This window comes from Campylobacter sp., from assembly GCF_052170435.1.
Lineage (GTDB): Bacteria > Campylobacterota > Campylobacteria > Campylobacterales > Campylobacteraceae > Campylobacter_A.
This window is the reverse complement of sequence record NZ_JBQNAN010000005.1, coordinates 33,432-55,908: the sequence shown is the minus strand read 5'-3', so window position 1 is coordinate 55,908 and position 22,477 is coordinate 33,432. Positions and strand designations below refer to the sequence as shown.

At 46.3% G+C, this 22,477-nt stretch carries 23 protein-coding genes; 10 read left to right on the top strand and 13 right to left on the bottom strand.

What is annotated here, in order from left to right; all coding sequences use genetic code 11:
* Window positions 1-12: 12 nt before the first annotated feature.
* The 5 genes from ACTTJF_RS03415 to ACTTJF_RS03395 form a co-directional block, all read right to left on the bottom strand.
* Complete coding sequence (locus ACTTJF_RS03415; protein WP_314179176.1) at window positions 13-594, bottom strand: single-stranded DNA-binding protein; 582 nt, start codon at window positions 592-594, stop codon at window positions 13-15.
* A 9-nt stretch (window positions 595-603) separates the two neighbouring features.
* Complete coding sequence (rpsF, locus tag ACTTJF_RS03410; protein ID WP_298086202.1) at window positions 604-990, bottom strand: 30S ribosomal protein S6; 387 nt, start codon at window positions 988-990, stop codon at window positions 604-606.
* A gap of 90 nt (window positions 991-1,080) precedes the next feature.
* Complete coding sequence (gene holA, locus ACTTJF_RS03405; protein WP_442550775.1) at window positions 1,081-2,067, bottom strand: DNA polymerase III subunit delta; 987 nt, start codon at window positions 2,065-2,067, stop codon at window positions 1,081-1,083.
* Entirely contained in the window at window positions 2,060-3,979 is a 1,920-nt protein-coding gene (locus ACTTJF_RS03400) for a VacB/RNase II family 3'-5' exoribonuclease (protein ID WP_442550774.1), read from the bottom strand. The genes holA and ACTTJF_RS03400 overlap by 8 nt, the downstream gene beginning before the upstream one ends.
* Window positions 3,976-4,794 (bottom strand): HDOD domain-containing protein, encoded by an 819-nt coding sequence (locus tag ACTTJF_RS03395; protein WP_442550773.1) that lies wholly within the window; start codon window positions 4,792-4,794, stop codon window positions 3,976-3,978. Before ACTTJF_RS03395 ends, ACTTJF_RS03400 begins: the two co-directional genes overlap by 4 nt.
* A gap of 129 nt (window positions 4,795-4,923) precedes the next feature.
* Here ACTTJF_RS03395 and ilvC point away from each other — a divergent pair, with 129 nt between their 5' ends.
* The 4 genes from ilvC to ruvX all read left to right on the top strand — a co-directional run bounded on the left by ilvC (window position 4,924) and on the right by ruvX (window position 8,918).
* Window positions 4,924-5,946: a ketol-acid reductoisomerase gene (ilvC, locus tag ACTTJF_RS03390; RefSeq protein ID WP_442550772.1), complete on the top strand. Its 1,023-nt coding sequence runs from the start codon at window positions 4,924-4,926 to the stop codon at window positions 5,944-5,946.
* Window positions 5,947-7,572 (top strand): divergent polysaccharide deacetylase family protein, encoded by a 1,626-nt coding sequence (locus ACTTJF_RS03385; RefSeq protein WP_442550771.1) that lies wholly within the window; start codon window positions 5,947-5,949, stop codon window positions 7,570-7,572.
* Window positions 7,569-8,336, top strand: coding sequence for a DNA-processing protein DprA (gene dprA, locus ACTTJF_RS03380; protein ID WP_442550770.1), 768 nt, complete (start codon window positions 7,569-7,571; stop codon window positions 8,334-8,336). The genes ACTTJF_RS03385 and dprA overlap by 4 nt, the downstream gene beginning before the upstream one ends.
* 207 nt (window positions 8,337-8,543) lie before the next feature.
* Entirely contained in the window at window positions 8,544-8,918 is a 375-nt protein-coding gene (ruvX, locus tag ACTTJF_RS03375; RefSeq protein ID WP_442550769.1) for a Holliday junction resolvase RuvX, read from the top strand.
* A gap of 245 nt (window positions 8,919-9,163) precedes the next feature.
* Here ruvX and ACTTJF_RS03370 read toward each other — a convergent pair whose 3' ends face one another.
* From ACTTJF_RS03370 to ACTTJF_RS03335, 8 genes are all read right to left on the bottom strand, one after another.
* Window positions 9,164-9,766 carry an alpha/beta hydrolase gene (locus ACTTJF_RS03370; RefSeq protein WP_442550768.1) on the bottom strand — a complete coding sequence of 201 codons (603 nt, stop codon included), beginning with the start codon at window positions 9,764-9,766 and terminating at the stop codon, window positions 9,164-9,166.
* Window positions 9,767-9,823: 57 nt separating this feature from the next.
* Window positions 9,824-10,255, bottom strand: a complete 432-nt coding sequence (locus ACTTJF_RS03365; RefSeq protein ID WP_442550767.1) for a VOC family protein — start codon at window positions 10,253-10,255, stop codon at window positions 9,824-9,826.
* Window positions 10,256-10,380: 125 nt separating this feature from the next.
* Window positions 10,381-11,403, bottom strand: coding sequence for a hypothetical protein (locus ACTTJF_RS03360; RefSeq protein ID WP_442550766.1), 1,023 nt, complete (start codon window positions 11,401-11,403; stop codon window positions 10,381-10,383).
* 2 nt (window positions 11,404-11,405) lie between these two features.
* Entirely contained in the window at window positions 11,406-12,434 is a 1,029-nt protein-coding gene (gene queA / locus ACTTJF_RS03355) for a tRNA preQ1(34) S-adenosylmethionine ribosyltransferase-isomerase QueA (RefSeq protein ID WP_442550765.1), read from the bottom strand.
* 25 nt (window positions 12,435-12,459) lie between these two features.
* Window positions 12,460-13,215 (bottom strand): twin-arginine translocase subunit TatC, encoded by a 756-nt coding sequence (tatC, locus tag ACTTJF_RS03350; RefSeq protein WP_442550764.1) that lies wholly within the window; start codon window positions 13,213-13,215, stop codon window positions 12,460-12,462.
* Window positions 13,215-13,619 (bottom strand): Sec-independent protein translocase protein TatB, encoded by a 405-nt coding sequence (tatB, locus tag ACTTJF_RS03345; RefSeq protein WP_002946440.1) that lies wholly within the window; start codon window positions 13,617-13,619, stop codon window positions 13,215-13,217. Before tatB ends, tatC begins: the two co-directional genes overlap by 1 nt.
* 65 nt (window positions 13,620-13,684) lie before the next feature.
* Window positions 13,685-14,737, bottom strand: coding sequence for a radical SAM family heme chaperone HemW (gene hemW / locus ACTTJF_RS03340; RefSeq protein WP_442550763.1), 1,053 nt, complete (start codon window positions 14,735-14,737; stop codon window positions 13,685-13,687).
* 266 nt (window positions 14,738-15,003) lie between these two features.
* The gene (locus ACTTJF_RS03335) at window positions 15,004-15,954 is read right to left on the bottom strand and encodes a helix-turn-helix domain-containing protein (RefSeq protein WP_442550762.1); all 951 of its coding nucleotides are present in this window, start codon (window positions 15,952-15,954) and stop codon (window positions 15,004-15,006) included.
* A gap of 113 nt (window positions 15,955-16,067) precedes the next feature.
* Here ACTTJF_RS03335 and ACTTJF_RS03330 point away from each other — a divergent pair, with 113 nt between their 5' ends.
* The 6 genes from ACTTJF_RS03330 (at window position 16,068) to ACTTJF_RS03305 (ending at window position 22,477) form a co-directional block, all read left to right on the top strand.
* On the top strand, window positions 16,068-18,026 hold the full coding sequence (locus tag ACTTJF_RS03330) for a TonB-dependent receptor domain-containing protein (protein WP_442550761.1): 1,959 nt from the start codon (window positions 16,068-16,070) through the stop codon (window positions 18,024-18,026).
* A gap of 88 nt (window positions 18,027-18,114) precedes the next feature.
* Window positions 18,115-19,251, top strand: a complete 1,137-nt coding sequence (locus ACTTJF_RS03325; protein WP_442550760.1) for a PepSY-associated TM helix domain-containing protein — start codon at window positions 18,115-18,117, stop codon at window positions 19,249-19,251.
* A 40-nt stretch (window positions 19,252-19,291) separates the two neighbouring features.
* Window positions 19,292-20,053: a hypothetical protein gene (locus ACTTJF_RS03320; RefSeq protein ID WP_442550759.1), complete on the top strand. Its 762-nt coding sequence runs from the start codon at window positions 19,292-19,294 to the stop codon at window positions 20,051-20,053.
* A 218-nt stretch (window positions 20,054-20,271) separates the two neighbouring features.
* The gene (locus tag ACTTJF_RS03315) at window positions 20,272-20,739 is read left to right on the top strand and encodes an RNA pyrophosphohydrolase (protein ID WP_442550758.1); all 468 of its coding nucleotides are present in this window, start codon (window positions 20,272-20,274) and stop codon (window positions 20,737-20,739) included.
* Window positions 20,739-21,938 (top strand): aspartate kinase, encoded by a 1,200-nt coding sequence (locus ACTTJF_RS03310; RefSeq protein WP_442550757.1) that lies wholly within the window; start codon window positions 20,739-20,741, stop codon window positions 21,936-21,938. Before ACTTJF_RS03315 ends, ACTTJF_RS03310 begins: the two co-directional genes overlap by 1 nt.
* A complete protein-coding gene (locus tag ACTTJF_RS03305) occupies window positions 21,935-22,477 on the top strand; it encodes a HobA family DNA replication regulator (RefSeq protein WP_009495895.1) in 543 nt (180 codons plus the stop codon). Before ACTTJF_RS03310 ends, ACTTJF_RS03305 begins: the two co-directional genes overlap by 4 nt.

Genomic DNA, 22,477 nt, shown 5'->3' with positions numbered 1-22,477 from the left:
TTTTTTCCTTAATTAAAATGGTATCGTTTCGTCGCCGTCATCGTATTTGTCGGCATCTATATCTATTTCTCGGACGTTATCGCCGTAGTATTCGTCTTTTGGCTGTTGCTTTTGTTGCTGCGGTTTATTAAAATTTTGCCTTTGCGCGCCGCTTTGAGCATAGCTATTTTGCTGACTTTGTCCACCTTGATAGCCGCCGCCGTAGCTGTTATTTTGGTATCCGCCTTGCTGATAGCCTTGATTACTATTTTGATTATATCCGCCTTGCTGTTGTCCTCCGCCTAGCATCTCCATATTTTCCACGCTGATCGTGTGTTTGCTTCTATTTTGTCCGTTGTTGTCCGTCCATTGGTCGAATTTTAAGCGACCCTCGACTAGAAGCTTTGAGCCTTTGGAAAGATATTGATTTGCTATTTCCGCCTGTTTTCCGAAAAATGTTATGTCTATAAAGCACGTTTCTTCGCGTTTTTCGCCGTTTACGTTAAATTTTCTCGTTACGGCGATGGCGCTGTTGCCTATGGCTGCGCCCGCAGTCGTATATCTAAGCTCGATATCTCGTGTTAAATTTCCTACTAAAACGACTCTATTAAACATTTTTCGTCCTTATTCTTGCGTTGCCGGAGCTTCTTCTGCTTTGACTTTCGGTTCTTTTTTGTTTAGTTTGATGCCCTTGCTCATCTTTTCCCAAGCGGCGATCTCTTTTTTGTTTTCAAATTTGACCGTTAAGAATTTGATGATCTCTTCGGTGATTCTGATGATACGCTCGACTTCTGCGATAGCTTGGGTCGGAGCCTCGAAATACACGACGAAATAAGTTCCGCGCTCGTATTTTTTCACGGTATAGGCTAGTTTTCTAGTGCCCATAGACTGAACAGACGCGATATTTGCGCCGTTTTTGGTTAGGATTTCTTTAACGAAATCAACTTTTGCGCTTACTTCTTCTTCCGTCAAAGTAGGCTTTAAAATGAATAAAAGCTCGTAGTGCTTCATTGATTCTCCTTGTGGGTATTAAGCTCGCTTGCACGGTTGCAAACGGGCAAGGAAGTCTTTCGACAAGAGCTGATTTTATCTTTTTTTTACTTAATATTTGCTGTTTTTGCCGATAAGATTTTGTAGGCCCAGCACGCAGGAGAGTAGAAAAGTTTTTTTATCGAGCGCAGAGTTTGTTTTTAGCTCAAATTCCGCCAAATTTAGCGCGGTAAATATTTCTTTATACGCTTTTAAATTTACGGCCAGACACTGTCTTTTTAGTTCGTTTGCGACGTTTGGCGGCGGCGCATAGCCGAGCGTTTCTTTGATATCGAATTTGCCTGTTATTTTGATGCCCGCATGTAGTTTAAAGAGCCTAAAAAACGCGCGGTAAAGCGAGTTTATAAACAAAATTTCATTAAAATTTCCATCGTCCGCGCAGGAGAAAAAATCGGCCCTAATATCTTTTAGCGCGATAAATTTATCGAAAAAATCGTCAAAACTCACGCTTGATAGCGAAAAGACCAAGCTTCTTACGATATTTTCGTTTATAGGCTCGTTTAGGGAGGCTAATTTATTTAGCTCGCTTGCGGCTAGATATAAATTTTCGTTATGTATGCGGTAGAGTTCAAAAAGCGCGTTTTTCGTGATATTTAGGTTCATTTTTGCGGCTTGTCTGCCGAGTAAATTTACGGCCTCTTCGGGCGAGCCTGGCTTAAAAAATCTCGCAAAATTTACCCCAAAAGCCTTTTGCGTATCAAAAACGGCTTTGGCGTCGGACCCAAAAAGCTCGAAAACGAATGCGCCGCCGTTTTTGCAACCGTCTATCAGGATTTTCAGCTCTTTTGCGGGGATTTTTTTATCGCTTTTTACGTGCAAAAGCGGGTTACCGCCAAAGAGCGAAGGCTCGCAAAGATGCGCTCGCGCAGCGTCAAAATCGTACTCGTCGTAATAAAGGCTCAAAATTTCAAAATCTTTAAATTTAGCTAAAATTTCCTTCGCAAAAAGCTCGATTTGGTATTCGTCCGCACCGTAAAGCAAGAAATAATTTGGAAATTTGGCCGAATTTAGCGCAGCCTCTAGCTCTTTTCTATACATCGATTTTTTTTACGACCTTGCCGAAAATTTCGGCCGTAGCGATATTTGCGTCTGTGATTTCGACGATGACTTTTTGTAATAAATTTGCGCCGTACGTGCCTAAAAATATCCTAGCGCCTTTTATCTCGTCGTCAAGCCTAGCGACCGCGACGTTTTGATTTTCACTGATATAGGCGTTAAATCGCTGTCCGACGCGCTCTTTTGCCCAGCGCGCAAATTTTCTGTCCATAAAGTCAAACGCGACCCTGTCGGCTTCGCGCTCGAGTTCGCTTAAATTTGAACAAGTCGATTCTATATTTAAAAGTAGGTAGTTGAAAAACTTCTCGTCGTTGCGCAGTTTGGCCTTTAAAAGGCGGTGCAATGTAAGGTCGGAGTAGCGGCGGATCGGGCTCGTAAAATGCGTGTAGCGCTCAAATCCCAGTCCGAAGTGGCCTAAATTTTGTGCGCCGTATTCGGCCTTTTTTTGCGATTTTATGATGAGCTTGTCGATCTCCTCGCGGTTGCCTACGGCATCGGCCTGCGCTTGGATTTTGCGAACCAAATTTGCGATATCGCTCTCATAAACGAAGTCAAAGCCCAGAGCGCCGAGGTCTTCGAGTAAAATTTGTATTTTTCGCAGATCCGGCGAGCCGTGATTTCTAAAAACGCCTTTGCCGATGCGTTTTGCCGCAGCGACGTTGGCTAGCAGCATGCAGTCCTCGACGAGTCTGTGCGAGTCGGTATCGGTCTCAAATCTCGTAGAGGCAAGCCCGCCGTCTGCGTCAAGGCTCATGCGAAGCTCCTGCGTTCTAAAGTCAAATGCATTTTTCAGGCGTTTTTTGCGCAGGCGCGAGGTGAGTGCGAAAAGAGGTTTTATCCAGCCGGCCTCGTCCTTGCGCTCTCCGCTTAAAATTTGATCGACTTCGTCATAGTTAAAGCGTCTTTTTGAGACGATTATAGCTTCCATGAGCTCCTCTTTTACGACTTCGTCATCCTCGTCTAGCGTGATTTTAAAGCAAAACGCAAGACGCGCGACGTTTGGCTTGAGCGAGCAGATATTTTCGCTCAAATTTCGCGGTAGCATCGGCACGGCTTTGTGCGGAAAATATATCGAAAATCCGCGCGTTTTAGCTTCGGCGTCTATCGGAGAGTAGGGCGTGACGTATTCGCTGACGTCTGCGATCGCGACGTAAATTTCGTGCTTTTTCTCGTCAAAATATATCGCGTCGTCAAAGTCTTTGGCGTCGACGGGATCGATCGTGCAAAAAGGCAGTTCTCTTAAATCTACCCTCTGCGGGTACATCGTAGGATCGACCTCGTCGCCCCATGCAATCGCTTCGGCTTCGCACTCCTCGTTAAATTCGTCGTTTTTGTTAAATACGGCGAGCGAGATTTTTTCGTCGCTGAGCGGGTCGTTTATGTTGCCGATAACCTCTACTATTTCGTTATTTAAGTTGCCGATTTTTAGTAGCGTTCCATGCGGCAGCATTTTTAGCGATTTTTGCGAGGCTTTTAGCGGCGAGCTAAGCGCAGTTTTTACATTTACGCCAAGGATTACCGAGCCTATTTGCTTGGTATAAACTACGCTTGTTTCATTGGCTAGTTTTAGCGTCATCACGACTTTGGCGCTTTGGCGTTTTTTCTTTAGCGGCAGGAGTTTTGCCAGCACGATATCGCCGTAGTGTGAGGCGTTTAAATTTTTGTTTTCTATTATTATATCTTGCTTAAATCGTTTGTCGTAAGGCGCCAAAAAGCCCGTGCCGTTTGCGCTTATATCGAGTTTGCCGCAGACAAAGCCGTTATTTAGATAGTAGCGATCTTTGTGGTGGCTTACGGCGTTTAAATTTAGTAAATTTCGTAGGATTTCTTTATCGGAGGAGGCGACTTCCTTTTCGCTCACTCCGTCAAGTAGTTTGGTTAAAAATTCTTTCACAAATTCGCTTTGACTTTTGCGACGGCTTCTAGGAATTTGTCTTGCGCAAAGCCGTATTCGTCGAGGTACATTAGCGTATTTTGCAGATTATCGTCGTTTAGCTGGTTGAATATATTTACCGCGCTTTTTACTACTTTAAGGGCTTTTGAATAGTTTTTTATATGCTCGGGCGCGTCGTCCGGGTTATTTGAATACAAAATCGCATCGACAAGCTCGGACTCGAGATTCCACTGCTCGAAAATTTTAGCGGTCACGGTTTCGTTTGATATCTCGACGATTTTGTTTTCGAGCTCGGATAGGTCGAAAGGATTCGAGACGCTTTTTAAATTTGACTTAAATTCTGACGCTTTGCCAGATTCATTTAGCTCGTTAGAGATGACGATTTTGCCGACTTCGAGCATAAACGAAGCAGGGCTTAAGATCGCAAGCTCGCTGGCGTTTATTTTCGAATACCAGTTATACATTAATGCGTTTTGTATAGTAGAGATATTTAAGAAGTCCTGGCTCGTGATACCGTAAGGATCCAAATTTATCTTAAAGCTTTTTTTGACAGCGCTTGATAGGGCGAAACCGCGAACCGTCGCCATGCCAAACAGCGCCACTGCTCTAGAAACGGTCGTTATCTCCCTACTAAATCCGTAAAGCGGAGAGTTTGCTGAGCGCAAGATATTTGCCGTTAGCATCGGGTCTTTTTCGATGACTTGGGACAGATCGTTCATGGAACTATTTTCATTCCTGCAAATGGCTTGGATTTTTACGACTGTGTCGTCAAGCGGAGGAAGAGCCTTTATATGTTTATAGATTGATTCGTTCATTTTTCCCACTTCATATCGAGATTTTATAATCGCTAATTCTACACTAAAAGGCTTTTTAAAAAACTTAAAGTCAAGTTTGTTTCAGTGTTTAGGTAGTATAATCTCACAAATTTTTTAAGAGGAGAGAAGATGGCAGTAAGTATTTACTATGACAAAGATTGCGATTTAAGCTTGATTAGAAGCAAAACCGTGGCGATGATAGGTTTTGGTTCGCAAGGACACGCGCACGCCGAAAATTTGCGCGATAGCGGCGTAAAGGTGATCGTTGGGCTGGCAAAAGGCGGCAGAAGCTGGGCGAAGGCCGAGGTAAAGGGCTTTGAGGTAAAAACGGTAGCAGAAGCCGCAAAGGCCGCCGACGTCGTTATGATTTTAACTCCAGACGAGCTTCAGGCCGAAATTTTCGAGCGAGAGATTAAACCTAACCTAAAAAGCGGTGCGGCGATCGCGTTTGGACACGGTTTTAACGTGCATTTTGGACAGATCAAAGCTCCTGAGGACATCGACGTCATCATGATCGCTCCAAAAGCGCCGGGTCATACGGTAAGAAGCGAATTTGTTCGCGGCGGCGGAATCCCAGATCTAATCGCCGTAGAGCAAAACGCAAGCGGAAAGGCTAAAGAGCTAGCTCTAAGCTACGCTAGCGCGATCGGCGGCGGCAGAACGGGCATCATCGAGACAACCTTTAAAGACGAGACCGAGACCGATCTTTTCGGCGAGCAGGCGGTGCTTTGCGGCGGACTTTGCGCGCTAGTAAACGCGGGCTTTGAGACGCTGGTAGATGCCGGATACGAGCCTGAGATGGCGTATTTTGAGTGTCTTCACGAGCTAAAACTAATCGTGGATCTAATGTATCAAGGCGGCATGGCCGATATGCGCTACTCTATCTCAAACACCGCAGAGTACGGCGACTACGTAAGCGGACCGCGCGTCATCGGCGAAGACAGCAAAAAAGCGATGAAGGAAATTTTAAAAGAGATCCAAAACGGTAAATTCGCAAAAGACTTCATCCTCGAGCGCAAGGCCGGATACGTTCGCATGAACGCAGAGCGCGGTATCGCCGAAAGAAGCCTGCTAAATCAAACCGGCAAAAAACTACGCTCTATGATGCCTTGGATCAGCTCGGGCAAACTCATTGACCAAAGCAAAAACTAATTGAACTCGAAACCTAGAAAAAAGGCCGCAAAAAGGCGCTCCAAAAAGGGGCGCTCGCGCGGCGGCCTAAAGCTACTACTTTCCGCTTTTCTCATCGCCTGTATCTTGCTTGTCGGGGCGTTTTATTTGCTGGACGTCAGGGTAAAAGTTAAAAGCGACAACGCGCTGATCGCTAAAATCGAGCGGTATTTCGGCGATAAAAGCGAGTCTGATCAAAAGCAAAATTTAAGTCATAAGCCAAGCCTTTCGGCCTCAAACAGCTCCGAAAAAGTCACCATAAAAGACGCGCAAGCCGCATCGGGCGTGCACTCGAGAGCAAATTTGACCGATATCAAGGCGCTTTTTGACGAGGCGGAAGCTAAAGGTAAAGTAAAAATCGGCGGCGAAAAAGCTAATACAGAGAGAACAAGCGGTTTTAATTCGCCAAACGAGCAAGCCAAATTTGATAAAGACGGACAGAACGCGCAGAGGATAAAGGATAAAATCTCGCCTGAGGGCGGAAATTTAGCCTCCCGCGATACATCCGAGCTTGACGGGGCGAGCGCTAAAAAAGTCGGCGAGTTAAATTTGACAAATTTAAGCTCTAAAAACGAGCCTGCTAAATCCGCTCAAAATAGCGGCGATAACGTTAAATTTGATGGCTATCAAGCGCCTCAAAGAACGCATATTTTTGCAAATTCCGAAGCCGTGATCTTTGATGATACGCCTATGCCGCAGGCGCAAAATAACCCCCTCGAGCAAGCTCTAAAAAAAGAAAAAATCCATATCGAATTTAGCGACGCAAACGATCAGGCGGGGCAGGTCGAGGCGAAATTTGACGCAGAAAACGCGCCGCAAAACTCCGAGCCAAACGAGCAAGAAAAGATCGAAAAAGAAAAGCCTAAAAAGGACGAAAAAGCTAAATTCGCAAACTCGCAAAAAATGGATAAAAAAACCGCACCCGAGCCAAACGAGGTAAAGGCTGCCGTAAAAGCGGGCTACAAACCGCGTCTAGTCATCATCATCGACGACGTGGCGTATAAGCACCAAGCAGACGCGATAAAATCGGTAAATCTAAAGCTCACGCCGTCATTTTTCCCAGCTACTTCCGCCCACCCCGAGACGCCTGTTTTGGCGCGGCGTTTTGGCTTTTATATGATCCACCTGCCTATGCAGGCTCTAGGCGGCTTTAAGGGCGCCGAGATTGGCACTCTCACGGTAAACGACGACTATGAAAAGATCGCTAAAAAACTGCAAAGCATCAAGCGAGATTTTCCGGATCTAAAATACATCAACAACCACACCGGCAGCCGCTTTACGAGCGACGCGACCGCGATGGATAGGCTGATGCGAGCGATGCGGGACGAAAATTTGATTTTCGTCGATAGCAAGACGACCTCGCCGACCAAGGTTTACGGCGCGGCGAAAAAATACTCGATGCCATACATCGCGCGCGATGTATTTTTGGATCACGACGGCTCAAAAGCGGCTGTGCGAAAGCAGCTAAAATACGCTGTCGAGCTAGCTAAAAAGCGCTCATACGCCATCGCGATCGGCCACCCGCACAAAAATACGCTAGAAGTCCTGCAAGAAAGCGCCAAGCTCCTACAAGAGGTCGAGGTCGTCTACCTAAAGGATCTCTTTTGAGCGTCTTAACCGAGCTTCCTAGCGGCCTTTTGCGTCTTAAAAAGCCGCCGGCAAAGCTATATTTTGAGGGAAATTTAGCCTTGTTTGAGCGACCGATGGTTTCGATCGTGGGCTCTAGAAAGGCTAGCGCCTACACCAGGCAGTGCGTAGAGGCACTGGCTAGGACGCTGGCAAACAGCGGCGTTTGCGTGGTTAGCGGAGCGGCCATCGGCGTGGATATCGCCGCGCACAAGGGGGCTTTCCCGCATACGGTCGCAGTTTTTGGCAACGGACTAAACAAAATATACCCGCCAAGCAACGCCAAAATAATCAAAGAAATCTATCAAAATGCGCTGGCTCTTAGCGAATACGCCCCAGACGAGCCGCCGCTTGCTTATAGATTTTTAGAGCGAAACCGCATCGTAGTCGCGCTCTCGCAGGCTCTAGTCGTGGCGCAGGCTGACGCCAAAAGCGGCTCAATGCAAAGCGCGCGCATGGCAAAAGAGCTTGGCGTGCCGATATTTACGCTGCCTCAGCGCCTAGGCGAGAGCGACGGGACAAACGAGCTAATAGCTAGCGGCGTGGCAAATTTGATAAACGATTTTGACGAATTTGCCCTTCGTTTCGGCGGCAAACCCGCATCCGCACAAGAGGACGAGGTGATAAAATTTTGCAAAAACGGCGCGAGTCTCGATGCGGCTTTGGCAAAATTCGGCGATAAAATTTACGAATACGAACTAGAAGGCAAGCTGCGAATATCGGGGCTTACGGTGTTTGCAGAGTAAATTTTAGCGTTAAATTTATGCTGCGCGAGTTTTTTGATAAGCGGCGATAAAATTTGAAGTAAAATTTAGCGGCTTGACGGCATCAAATGCGCCCGGACGATGTTTGATTTTGTAAATTTGACGGAGCGAGGCTATCAAATTTAAGCTTGCCTGCCGTTAAATTTACTTTTAGAAAAAGCTAAATTTGAGAAAATCTAAAGGACGAAAATGAGCATAATGGCCATCGACGTGGGGCTAAAACGTATCGGCGTAGCGCTAGCCGTCGGGCAAACCGTGATGCCGCAAACGCCCGTACTGCGCAAAAATCGCAATCAAGCCGCGCGCGACGTTAGCGCCGTTTTGCGCGAATACGGAGCAAAAAAGCTAGTCGTGGGCGTGCCGCTTGGGGGATACAGCGAGGATGAGATGCGGCGACGGATCGCACACTTCGTGTCGCTACTGGAATTTGACGGCGAAGTGGTCTATCAGGACGAGGCGATGAGTAGCTTTGAGGCGAGCGAAATTTACGCCGATGGCAGGCGCGACGGACGGCTGGATAGTATCGCTGCGATGATTATTTTAAAGCGTCATTTGGGGCTTTGAGCAAATTTGGCGCGCGGTAAAACGGCGGCAAATTTGAGTTTTGCGCTAGGGCTACGCCCGGGCCGTCTTGGCCGGTCGTTGCTAGCGCGGAGGTCGAGTAAAATTTGAGCTAAATTTACGCCCCGCGGTAAATTTAGCCGATATTTTTGCGTAAAATTTAAAAGCGGTTTGATCGGCGGATTTTTGAGTCAAATTTGACCATACGGACTCGGATAAAAAGCTCCTCCAAACCTAGCTAGGCGCCGCTACCGGCTATAGCGCTGTATCCAATCATCAAGAAACCGCATTTGCTCCGCCGTGCTAAATCTATGCTCACCGTTTTTCATGACGGTAAGCGTTGCGCCGGCCCTGTTTGCAAACTCGCAAATCGTTTCAAAAGATGTTAGATCGTCGTTTTCGCCGTATAAAATATGGGTCGGCGCCGTCCAGAAGCTAGGATGTTCTCTGACGTAGCAAAGATATCTCCACGAAAGTTTTTCTCCGAATTTTGTGCTCAGTTCGCCCTTGTCTCGCAGCTCCTCTTCGCTCGCGTTTGCCTGCGACAGCATGTTTAGGATCAAATTTTCCATATTTACGATAGGGGAGATAAAATAGGCCTTTTTTATACGCATGTCCCGCAAGGCGTGCATGGCAAAAAACGCTCCGATACTGTTTGCTACGATCGTCGCGGATTTGCTACTTTTAAGGATAGACTCAAAATACAGTGCAAATTCCTCTTTTGCCTCCCACGGCGTGCGCGCTTCGTAATCAAATTTAGGCACGTCGCTATCTGCAAAAAGCCGTCGGTAGCGGGCCGCTTCTGCCGCGCTTCCGTTTTTTCCGTGTATGTATACGACTATATTTTTCATGATTTTGCCTTTTTGCGGCGGGCAAGCGGCTAAAATAAAAGCGCTTTGACGCCGCAACTAGTTAAATTTAAGCAGTCCATCCTCGTCAAATTTAAAACCGGGCCCCCAAGTAACCTCCCAGTAGTATCCGTCCGGATCGGCAAAATACGCGTGATATCCGCCCCAAAACGTATCTTGGGGCTCCTTGACGATGGTGCCGCCCGCCTTTTTTACTAGCTCTATGACGCTAGCTACGTCCTCTTTGTTTTTTACGTTATACGCTAGCGTGATGCCGCCAAATCCGCTGCCTCTGGGCGGATCGTTTTCGCTGATATCTCGCGCCAGCGCGTCTAGCGGATAGAGCTCAAATTTGGTCCCCGGCGTATCAAAAAAGCATACCGGCGGGTCGTCGTCTTTACAATCCGTCTTAAATCCTAGGCCGTCTCTGTAAAATTTTAGTGCCCTTTGCATGCTTCGCACGCCTAGGCAGACGCAGGTTATTTTATTCATTTTAGCCTCCGTTATTTGGGCTTATTATATCATTTTGAGGTAGCGGTTTTGGGTCAATTTTGACGTTATCAAACGAAGCAGGGCAGTTGGGCGAGCTTTAAAAATGCGAGTAAAATTTCAAAAAGCTAAATTTTATCCCCGTTTTGCGTCTCAAATTCGTAAGCTTCATTTAAGATACGCACGAGAGTGTCGGAGAGATAGGGCTGAACTAGCGTCCAGACGCGGATTTTCGGGTTTAAATTTACCGCCGCGTTCGTGGTTTTTAGCACGACTAGCGCGATCTTTTTTTCTATCAAAAGCGTAGATAGAGCGTCATCTATCTCGCGCAGCAGGCTCTCCTCGATAAAGACGACGTTTGGGCGAAAGATCATATCCTCTATGTGGCGTTTTACGATGCTCCACTCGTTGCTCGGTTTCACGTCGATACCGATAAATTCGAGATCTTTTTTGATGATATTAAAGGAGTGCGGATTGGGCTCGGCAACGAGGGCGCTAAAATTTTTGGGATTTTTTATCTTAAAGCTTTTCATGAGATCAAGCTTATCGCCGCAAAGACGCAGAGAAATCTCGGTGCTAGCGCGCACGCCGTGATCAAACTCAAATCTAATGCTAGAGCCGTTTTGCTCGGCCAGCGCCATTGCCGTTTCGTAAAATTTACGGCTTTGCGCGTTCATATTTACGCGAGGCGTGCTTTTGGCCGTAAAAAAGTCGTGATCGCAGTGGACGCTAAGGGTAAATTTGATGTTGTTTTTATAGTAGTTCGAGAGCAAAAATTTGATCGTAACGGTCGAGTTTGAGACGTTTAAAAGGAAAATTTGAGCCATCGCGTCGATGAGCTTTGCAAGAGCGGCGATATCTGCGTAAAATAGCCTAGGATAGGCGATATCGTAGTCTAGCAAGACGTAGTTCGTATTTTTTTGCGCGTCCTCGTTTAGCGAGGAGGCCAAAAATAGTAAACCGCCTGCGATATCGACTTTTGGCAGCGTATTTGTCTCGCTAGATTCGCCGACCTCGATCGCGCAGTTTTTTTGCGTAGTTTCTTTTTTTATCACGCCGTTTGACCTTCTAAATTTATCCATAAAATAGCAACCGCCCAAAACCGCTAGATAAAGCGCGGCAAAAATCAGGAAAATATACGCGAAACTCACGGCTATACAACCAGCATCGCGTCGCCGTAGGAGTAAAATTTGTACTTTTGCTCCACGGCGGTTTTGTAAATCCGCATAGTCTGATCAAGTCCGACAAAGCTCGTAACGAGCATGATTAGCGTCGATTTTGGCAGGTGAAAATTCGTAAGCAGGTAGTTTTGGCGGATGGGCTTGTTGTTTAAATTTAAAAATAATTTGCACTCGCCGCTAGACTTACCGCTTCTTGCAAACTCCTCCACGCAGCGCGTCACCGTCGTGCCTACGCCTAGGATCGGTCTGTTTGAGTTTATCAAATTTTGCGTATCTTGCGGGATATCGTAAAACTCCGCGTGCATCTTATGCTGCGTGATGTCCTCGCTCTCCACGCCCTTAAACGTCCCCGCGCCCACGTGCAGCGTGAGGTAGGCTATCTCGCGGTCTTTGGCTAGGCGCGCGATCATCTCGTCGCTAAAGTGCAAGCTCGCCGTCGGAGCCGCCACCGCGCCCTCGTTTTTAGCAAACACGCTTTGATACCAGCTCTCGTCGTCTTTGGTATCGCTTCGTTTGATGTAGGGCGGCAGAGGTACGTGGCCGATGTGAGATAGGATTTTATAAAGCGCGGCCGCGTCCAAATGTTCGCCGTTTTGGCTAAATTTGACCGTGCGAGAGCCGTCCTCAAAGAGCTCGCAGACCTCGGCGGTCAAATTTCGGTCGAAATTTAAAACGCTGCCCGCGCGGACTTTGCCTTTTATATAGACGCTAAATTTACCGTCCGCAAGCGGAGAGTTTAGCAAAAGCTCCGTCTCACCGCCGCTATCTTTTTTGCCAAAAATTCTAGCTTTTACTACCTTGGTATCGTTAAAAATAATATCGCAAGGCGGTAAAATTTCGGGCAAATCGCCGAATTTTAGATGAGAGATTTTTTCGCTGGCTCGCTCGTAGACTAGTAGTCTAGCGTCCTCTTTGGGAAAGGTCGGGAAATTTGCGATTAGCTCCGGCGGTAGCTCGTAGTCGTAGGCGTCAAGCGAGTTTGGATTTAAAATTTGACTCATTTGGCTAGCCTACTTTGTTTCATGACTACTCGTCCTCTTTTTCTTCATCGGTTTCTTGCTCGGGCTCTTCGTTTTTAGCTGGATTTACGCGGGCGGCTATAAAGATAGAAAGCCCGTAAAGACCTATGAGAGGCACCGCCATCAAAAATTGGCTGAGGATATCCGGAGGCGTCATAACCGCGGCAAATATAAAAATCACGACGATAGCGTAGCGGAAGGAGTTTTTGAGCATCTTGTCATCGACTAGGCCGAGTTTAGCGAGGAAAAATGTGATAACTGGAAGCTCAAACGCGATACCGAACGCAATGACCAGTTTCGTAAAAAAGCCGACGTAGCCGCCTATGTTTAGCATCGCAGAAAACAGCTGTTGGCCGAAATTTATAAGAAAAGCAAAACCGATAGGAACGACGACGTAATAGCAAAACGCCGCGCCAACGAGAAACATAAAGGTCGCCGAGATCACGAAAGGTATGACGTATTTTTTCTCGTTTTCGTAAAGGCCGGGCGCTACAAACAGCCAAAACTGCCAAAAAATAATCGGCAACGAAAACAAAAATCCGGTGAAAAATGCCACCTTCATCGCTACGAAAAAGGGCTCTTGTACTTCAAGAAAGACCATTTTTTGGTTATCTGGCAGGGTGTTTTGCAGCGGCGCGATGATAAAGTCTAAAATTTGATTCCAAAAGCTAAAGCACACTACAAACATCACGATTACAGTCATGACGCTGATGAAAAGCCTTTTTCTAAGTTCTACTAAATGCGGTTTTAGCTCTTCAAACATTACGCCTCTTTTTTCTCGTTATCGCCTAGAACGGCGTTTTTGACGGCTTCGCCCGGGTTTTTGACCGCTTCGACGCTCTTTTTTACGTCGTTTAGGCCGTCCGTGATGCCGCTAGTGACGTCGTTTACGCCCTTTTTGAGCTCGTCAAGCTCCTCAAAGGTGAGCTTTTTTCGCACCGTTTCGGTGGTTTTTGCGATACTCTCTTTGTATTTTTTCGCGTCCTCTTTGAGTTCTTGGATTTTTATCTCTTGATCGAAGCTACTTTTTGCGTCATTGACCGTTTTTTTGACGGTTTTAAAAAATTTCGCTATCTCTACCATCGCGCTAGGAAGCTTATCAGGCCCCAAAAATAGCACCGCGATGACGGCTATGACGATGATCTCGGGTAAGCTCATGCCAAACATTTTTTTATCCTAAATTTTATTTTAAAGCGCTCATTTTATCGTTTTTTATCTCAAATTTGCATAAATCAGCCCGCGATAAATAAAGAAATTTCATCCGCGGTGAGGAAATTTTTGGCGTAATATCGCCCGTTTTTAAATTTTAATTTCCCGCTCTTTTTTAGCAGCAGCGCTCTTTGCTCTTGCTCGGCGTTTAGGCTGTTTTGCTCGATACCCACGATACTTCTGGCGCCTAAAAATATCCGCTCTAAATTTAGCTCGTCCGCGCTTAAATTTTCGATTTTTTTAGCGTGCGGATTTTTTACGTAGGCATTTAAATTTGAAGCGTTATAAAAGCGGCGATCTCGCCAAAATCCGACCGCGTAAGCGCCGACGGCAAGGTAATTTTTGCCCTGCCAGTAGCCGAGGTTATGCTTGCAAATTTGACCGAAATTTGAGATTTCGTATTGTTTTAGTCCGGCCTCCTCGATACGGTCTATCATAAATTTAGCCAGCCTCGGGCTATCTTTTGCGTAGCTTATCTTGCCGGCAAAGGGGGTATTTTCCTCAAGCGTGAGCGAATATGCCGATACGTGCGAAACGCCTAGATTTCGGATATTTTGCGCCTCTTGCTCGAGGCGTTTTTGGGTATCTAGCTTCGTACCGTAAATGAGGTCTACGTTGATATTTTCTAGCCCTGCGGTCTTGGCGCTTATGATGGCTTCGTAGATCTGCCTCGCGTCGTGGATACGTCCGAGAAATTTAAGCTTATCTTCAAAAAAGCTTTGAGCACCGAAGCTTACGCGATTTACGCCGTATGATTTCATCTGCGATAGCCACGCTAGGCTCGCCGAGTTTGGATTTGCCTCCGTCGTGATCTCGGCGTTTGCCGCGAGATATGGCGCGATCGTCTCAAATAACCGCTCGTAGTAGCTCCCGTCCACGGCGCTTGGCGTCCCTCCGCCGATGAAAACGGTTTCGATCTCGCCGTTTTTTACGTCAAATTTTAAAATTTGCTCCCTAAAATCCGCAATCATCGCGTCAAAATACGCACTCGTTAAATTTTGTCTGCCCACCACCGAGCCAAAGGCGCAGTATGGGCACTTGCTCTCGCAAAAAGGGATGTGGACGTAAAGAAGCATTTTGACCTTTGTTTTTGCCGTATTTTAGCAGATTTTACGGATTTATCGCGCGGCGTTTGATATTTTGGTTTTTGCGCCGTCTGTGTGCAGGTTTGCGGTAAATTTGGGCCGGATTTAGGCGTAAAACTGACTTCGGTAAGCTATTTGACGCTTTTAAATTTTAAAATTTACCGCTGTTTTTGCCGCTCGTTAAATTTAAAAAGTCGCGCCGATACGTTTAAATTTGATTTTAATCTAACGCCTGCAAAGCTCCGCAAGTGTTAAATTTACGTATAAAATTTCTTTTGTTTTAAAATTTGCGTCGGCAAAACGCCGAATTTTTCTCTAAAAATCTTTGCAAAGTGCGGAGCGCTGGCGTATCCGACGATTTTTGCGGCTTCGCTCACGCAGACGTCTCCGCGCTCTAAAAGTTTTTTTGCCGCGTTTAGCCGTTCGGTCGCTAGCAGCCCGTAGATCGTATCGCCAAAGTAGCTTTTAAAGCCCGTTTTTAGCTTAAATTCATTCGTCGCGCACGCTCTGGCTAGCTCTTTTATGCTGGGCGGATTTTGGACGTCGCTTAGTAGAATTTGCCTTGCTTTATTTAAAATTTTTACGTATTCGTCGCTAAAATCGCGCTTTTTTTCATCGGCTTCGGGCGTTTTAGGCGCGCCTAAGCTTTTGTAGATTAGCTCTAAAATTTTAGCTTCCATAAATATTTCGCGCATCTTACCCTCAAGCTCGCTCGCGGTTAAAAACTCCCGCAAAATCAGGCTTTGGGCTAAATTTATCTTAGCCGTTTGGATACAGATTTCGTTTTCTTCGCCTAGATTTTTAAATGCTGCTAGCTCGCTGGCTAACTCGTTTTTTAGCACGATGCATCGCCCGGCGTAGTTGCTGCTTTGATACTCGCAGATGCCCTCAAATCCGCTATCCACGCGCCCCATCCAAAACTCTCCGGCCTTTAGACAAAAAGTTTTTTTACCCGCTTTAAGTCCGGCGTCCCCTCTTGCGTCGTTAAAGAGCAAAAAGCAGTAGCCCGCGCTCCTTTCAAGCCGTCTTTTTACGCTTTTGTTGCAGATTATTTCGCTCCTGCAGTAGCTTGCTCCGCTTGCGCCTTTAAAAAACTCGACCTTACATTTTCTATCTTGCTCTTGCCATGCGCTTTGTCCGTAGCGCACCGAATTGTGCGCGATTTCTTGTTCGTTTGCGCGTAAAATATCTTTAAATTCGACTCTCATTTGCTTTTATCCTTTTAGCGTTGATAAAAATCCCTCTACCGTTTGCTTAAGTATTGATAATAATTATCTGATTATAGTAAAATAGGGTTTAAATTTAAATAAGGAGTTTAAAGATGAAAAGTATGCCTAAAATTTCTATGCTAGCTTGCTTGGCGCTATCTTGCGCGCAGGCGGCCGATGAAATAAAACTAAACGAAGTTACCGTAACTAGCGCGACGGGTTTTGAACAAAATATCAAAGACGCGCCTGCCTCCGTTTCGGTAATCTCGCAAAAAGAGATAGCCAGGCGCAACCATCAAGATATAGAAAGCGTCGTAAAAGACGCTCCGGGCGTTTTCGGCGCGACGCTGGGGGCGGCTAGCAGACGCGGTATCACGATGAGAGGCCTTGGTCAAAAATACACTAAAATTTTAATAGACGGCCGCCCTGCAACTAGCGATAGCGCGTATAGAGGGCTTCGCGCGGTCGGTAGCGCTCAAAATTTCCTCCCGCCGGCAAACACGATCGAGCGTATCGAAATCGTGCGAGGGCCGATGAGCTCGCTATACGGCTCGGATGCGATGGGAGGCGTCATAAACATCATTACTAAGGGCTTTTCAAACGAATTTAGCGGTAACGTAAACGGCTACTACACGCTTGCGGGCAAAAGCGGGATAAACGACGACTACCAAACCGGCTTTTATGCAAACGGCGCAGTGATCCCGGATGTGTTAGGCATCGCGCTTTACGGGCGGTATTTTCATAAATTCGAAGACGAGCGAGTCTTTACGAACCGCAAAAACGAGGATGTAAATTTCGGCGCGAAAATCATGTATAACGCCACCGAAAACGACGAAATAGCGCTTGATCTACGCCGCGTAGTAAATAAATACGAGCGCACCGAAGGCAAGACGCTAAGAAGGGCTACCGGCGATAATACGAGCGTCGCGTTTGAGAAGATGAGCGGATATACCGCCTCGCTCTCGCATACGGGTAAATACGACAAACTGCTGCTTGAAAGCTTTTTAATGCACGATAATATGAAAGAAAGCGGACAACAAGACCTCACGCTAAAAACGACGACGCTAAATACCAAGGGAACGTATTTTTTTGATAACAACACGCTAAGTCTGGGAGCCGAATATAAAAGAGAAAGGTTAAACGAAAAAGCAACGACGGCCGACGCCGCAAACGTAAAGAGATATGATTTTTCGCTCTACGGCGAGGACGATTTTGACGTGACCGACGCGCTCACGCTAACTGCGGGTCTAAGGTATAATCACGACAAGGACTACGGCGGACACGTATCTCCGCGCGGATATGCCGTGTATCATCTAAGCGAAAATTTATCGCTAAAAGGCGGCGTATCGGCAGGCTACTCGACGCCTGATATCAAGATGCGAACCGACGGGCTTGCTCTGCCTTTTGCCGGCGGTATGGGAGCGCAGCTGGGTAAAAGCGACCTAAAACCCGAATCCAGCCTAAACTACGAGGCCGGCGTCGCATATGGGGACGAGAGCCTTAACGTCTCGGCGATGGCGTTTTATACGAGCATAAAAGACGGTCTAGGTACGCAAATGATCTGCAATCCTCGTATGGGGGTTTGCGTGCATAACGGCAAGACCTATAGGCGCGGCATCTGGGAGAGCGTAAATATCGGCAAAGCCGAAGTAAAGGGCGTCGAGCTCGCCTCAGACTGGCAGATTTTATCAAATTTAGCCCTGCACTCAAGCTACGTTTATACTAAATCAAAGCAAAAATCGGGCGCGTACGAGGGCAAATCTCTAAACAATCTACCCGTACATACCGTAAAAATAGGGCTTGATTACGACGCGACGCCTGATCTAAATTTCTGGACGCAGATGAACTATCTAGGCAAAACTAGAGCCGTTTACGGCCTGCCCGGAGACGAGGAGATAAAGGATTATACGCTATTTGACGCGGGCGCAAGCTACAAGCTAACTAAAAACGCGAGCGTAAATTTTAGCGTTTATAATATCTTTAACGAATACGTAACGACAAAGTCGGGACGCTACGAAATTTTGATCGCCGACGGGGTTAAATATAGACTCGGATTTAACGTAAATTTTTAAATTTAGCCGTATTTAAGCGGAGCGGTGCGTAGCGATACGCCGCTCTGCTACCGGTTTTTAAAATTCGAGTTTAAATTTAAGGAGAAAGATGCCGTTTTTAAAGAAAAAGAAATTTTGGTTTAACGTCCATTTGATTTTAAGCTTAGCCTGTGTTTTGCCGCTGCTTATCGTCGCTCTTAGCGGCGCGGTCATATCCTATCACGACGAGATTATAGACCTTGCAAACTCGCAAAAAACCTTCGTCGAGCGAGGCGAAAAAGAGCTTAGCACGGGAGAAATTTTAGATATTTTTAAAGCTAAGGAAGCGAATTTTACGCTTAGCTACTACAAGATAAACTCGGACGCAAATCACGCTCTAGGCGTATCCGGCACGAATGCTAAAGGCGAGTTTAAGTCGTATTTTATAAACCAATACACGGGCGAGATAACGGGCGAAAATTTCGGCGATAAATTTATCGGACTAATGTTAAATTTACATACTAACTTAGGCTTTGGGCTTAGCAAAAACGAGACGTTGCGTCTTATAGGCAAGCATATCGTTGCGGTTTGCTCTATCGCTTTGGTTATCTTGATTATATCTGGATTGATAATCTATTATCCTAGTTTTAAAACTAAATTTGCGCGCGCGTTTACTTTAAAAATCAAGGCCAAAGGTTACGCGTTTTTGTACAGCTTGCACGGATTTGCCGGCGTTTATCTTTGTTTATTTTTGGCTTTTATGAGCGTTACGGGACTTTACTGGTCGTACGACTGGGCGGCAAAGCTCGTAAATAACGCGCTTGGTGAAAAAGAAATTTTTAGAAAAAAGAGCTTTACGCAAGTGAGGGGATTTTCGCTGGAAGATGAGGGCAAGATAGCTAATTTACAAGCCGCGATAGATATTTTTAAACGAGATAGAGAGGATTACGAGCTTTTTAACGTCATCACGCAAGAAGACGGCGAAAATTTTATGATATTTTACTTTGACAAAGGGTTAGAAGAGGACGATAAGGTAAATACGATGACGATAAACGCCGCTAAGGGGCAAATTACCAGGCATGCGAGGTTTGACGACGCTAAAAGCTCGATGCCAATGCCTTTTGCGATTCATAAAGCGGTTTTAAGCTTGCATTCGGGATATTTTTTGGGCGCGGTCGGTAAATTTATATTTTGTTTAGCTTCGGCATCGGTTTTGTTTTTCGTTATAAGCGGTTTTTGGATGAGCTTAAAACGGCTCAAAAGATAAATTTGATAAAATCGCTCGAAAAAATTGAAAAAGGCTAAATATGCGAGTGATTTTAGATGGATTTGACGGCTCTTTTTTGCCGATTTTGCAAAGCTTTAAGGCCGTGATGCCGAGCCTGCGTATAACGGGCATCGAGGAGCTCGGTCAAAACGTCAAGGAGGCGCCGGGCGAAGACGCGGATAACAAGGACGCTATCAACGTAAGCGAACTTTTTGCGCGGCAAGACGAGCGGGACGAGCTTTTATCTGACGAATCTTTGTTTTTGCAGGATGATAAAATTGACGAGAGCGACAAGGCTAGGGCGGTTAAATTTGATGAAAACGTTAAATTTGAAAATGCGCGCCAGGCTAGCGACGGCGCCGAATTTGAGCAAAATTTAATGCCTAAGAGCGAGCGAAAAATCGCTTTTGCGCAGGAGCAAAATTTGCAAGAAATGCAGGACGCTACGCCGTATCGAGACGGCAGCCGCAAGGAAAAGGTTATCTTGCAAACCGGCTCTTTGAGCGAAGCGCCTAAAACCGCGGTTCTAGTTGAGAGCACGCAAGCTACCGCTCCACGCGAAACACCTGTTTTGAGGGGAGCTGCTCAAACGGCTTCGTTTAGTAAAGCAACTACCTCAAACGAAGCTGCAAAAACTGCCGTTTCAGACGATTTTGCTCGGGCTGCGTTGTTTGATTTTAACGAGTCTGGGCAAAATTTGACGTCGCGCGCCGAATCCAAAACCGCGCTTGAACGCAAAAAACACGAAAGCGCGAGTCTGTTTACCGACGAAGAGGTGCGGGCGATACTGGAGCTAAAATAGGCGGCTTAAATTTAGCCATCAAGGCGGTAAAATTTGACGGATAACCAAGCAAAAACGCGCAAATTTTACCGCGCCCCAAAAAGTAAAATTCGTAGTTTAAAAATTTAAATAAAAATTTTAAGCCTAAGTGTCAAATTTTTCCGCTAACCTCGCGATATTTAGCTATATCTTAACTATTTTTCGTTAAAATCCGCAATTAAAAATTCTCGGAAAAAAAGATGGAAAAGAAATATAGACCAAATGTCGCGGCGGTCATACTTGCGCCCTCTTATCCGTTTGATTGCAGGATATTTATCGCGCAAAGGTGCGATATGACGGGTATCTGGCAGTTCCCGCAGGGCGGCATAGACGAGGGCGAGACGCCGCAAGAAGCTCTAAAAAGAGAGCTAAAAGAGGAGATAGGCACGGACGAAATAGACGTGCTTAGCGAGTATCCGCAGTGGCTTAGCTACGACTTCCCTGAGGGTACGACGAGTAGGAAATTTTATAACTTTGACGGGCAGACACAAAAGTATTTTTTGGTGCGGCTAAGGCCTAGCGCGAAGATCAATATAAATACTAAAAAGCCCGAATTTGACGAATATAGATTTATAAACTCAAGCGAGGTTTTGAGCGACATAAACCACTTCAAAAAGCCGATCTACGGTAAAGTTATCGGCTACTTTAAAGAGAAAGGATTTATTTAATGTTAATCGTCCAAAAATACGGCGGCACGAGCGTTGGGACGCTTGAGAGGATAGAAAACGTCGCCGCGAGAGTCATAGAGACTAAAAAAAGCGGCGCGGACGTCGTAGTCGTGGTCTCGGCTATGAGCGGCGTGACTAATCAGCTGGTGGAGTACGCCGAGCATTATACAAAAGCTCCCGACGGCGTGGCGATGGATATGCTGCTTAGCTCCGGCGAGCGCGTTACCTGCGCGCTTTTAACGATAGCGCTGATAAATTTAGGCTATCCGGCGGTAGGTCTAAGCGGTAGGCTAGCGGGAATCATAACGGATAGCGTGCACACTAAGGCCAGGATCGAGGCGATAGATACTAAGCGTATGAAAGAGGAGCTAAAGGCGGGCAAGATCGTCGTCGTAGCGGGCTTTCAGGGTATAGACGAAAAGGGCGACGTAACGACTCTGGGACGAGGCGGTAGCGACCTTAGCGCCGTAGCGATCGCAGGCGCGCTAAATGCCGATCTTTGCGAGATTTATACCGACGTAGACGGAGTTTATACCACCGATCCTCGCATAGAGCCAAAGGCCAAAAAGCTAGATAAAATCAGCTACGACGAGATGCTAGAGCTTGCGAGCCTAGGTGCAAAAGTGCTGCAAAACCGCTCGGTCGAGCTAGCTAAAAAGTTAAACGTAAATTTAGTCACCAGAAGCAGCTTTAATCACAACGAAGGAACACTAATAACAAAGGAAGAGAGTATGGAAGCAGTGCTAGTAAGCGGTATCGCGCTAGATAAAAATCAAGCTAGAGTAACTTTAAGAGGCGTGGTCGATAAGCCGGGCATCGCGGCTGAAATTTTCACCGCGCTTGCAGAAAAAAACATAAACGTAGATATGATAATCCAAAACGTAGGCCAGGACGGTACGACGAATTTGGGCTTTACTATACCGCAAAATGAGCTTCACGTCGCAAAAGAGTGCATGGATAAACTAAGCGCGTCGAGGGAAATTTTATACAACGACGAGATAGTTAAGGTCTCGGTCGTGGGCGTTGGTATGAAAAGCCACACCGGAGTGGCGTCTTTAGCGTTTCAAACGCTAGCAAATGAAGGTATAAATATCCAAATGATCTCGACTAGCGAGATAAAAATCTCGATGATCGTCGATCAAAAATATGGCGAGCTAGCCGTTCGCGCACTACACGAAGCTTATAAACTCGATAAATGAGCGATTTTATAAAATGGACGCTCGAGGCGATCCGCGAGGAGGGCTCGCTGATGAGCTGGATGGAGGAGAGGCGCACCGAGTGGACGCCTTTGCTTGCCTCGAAGCTTAAATTTTTACTAGAAGGGCGCGCGTTTATCTTGATAACCGATAGCGAGCGCGGCTGGTTTGAGGAGTATTTTTTAAAAAATATAAACAAACCCACGAACGCTCGTCCAGTGCTGCCTTTTTTCTCGTTAAAGGCGCTTTATCCGTCTTTTGAAAATATCGGCTCAAAAGAGGAAGTCTCGCTGCTTTTAGATATGCTTAGCCTTGCTTTTCCAAACGGTTACGTGTTTTTTTACGTCGGCAAAAGCGCGGAAAAAAGCTCGCAGATAGCCAAAGGCAAGGACGATAGCTACATGTGGCTTTTTGACGAGCAGGCGCAAAATAGCTTTTATCTTAGCTCCTCCGACGGCGCGCTAGATATCAAGCTTTTGTCGCTGTTTAGGCTCTTTGATAAGAGCATAGACGCTGCATTATTTGCGAAAGTAACGCTTTAA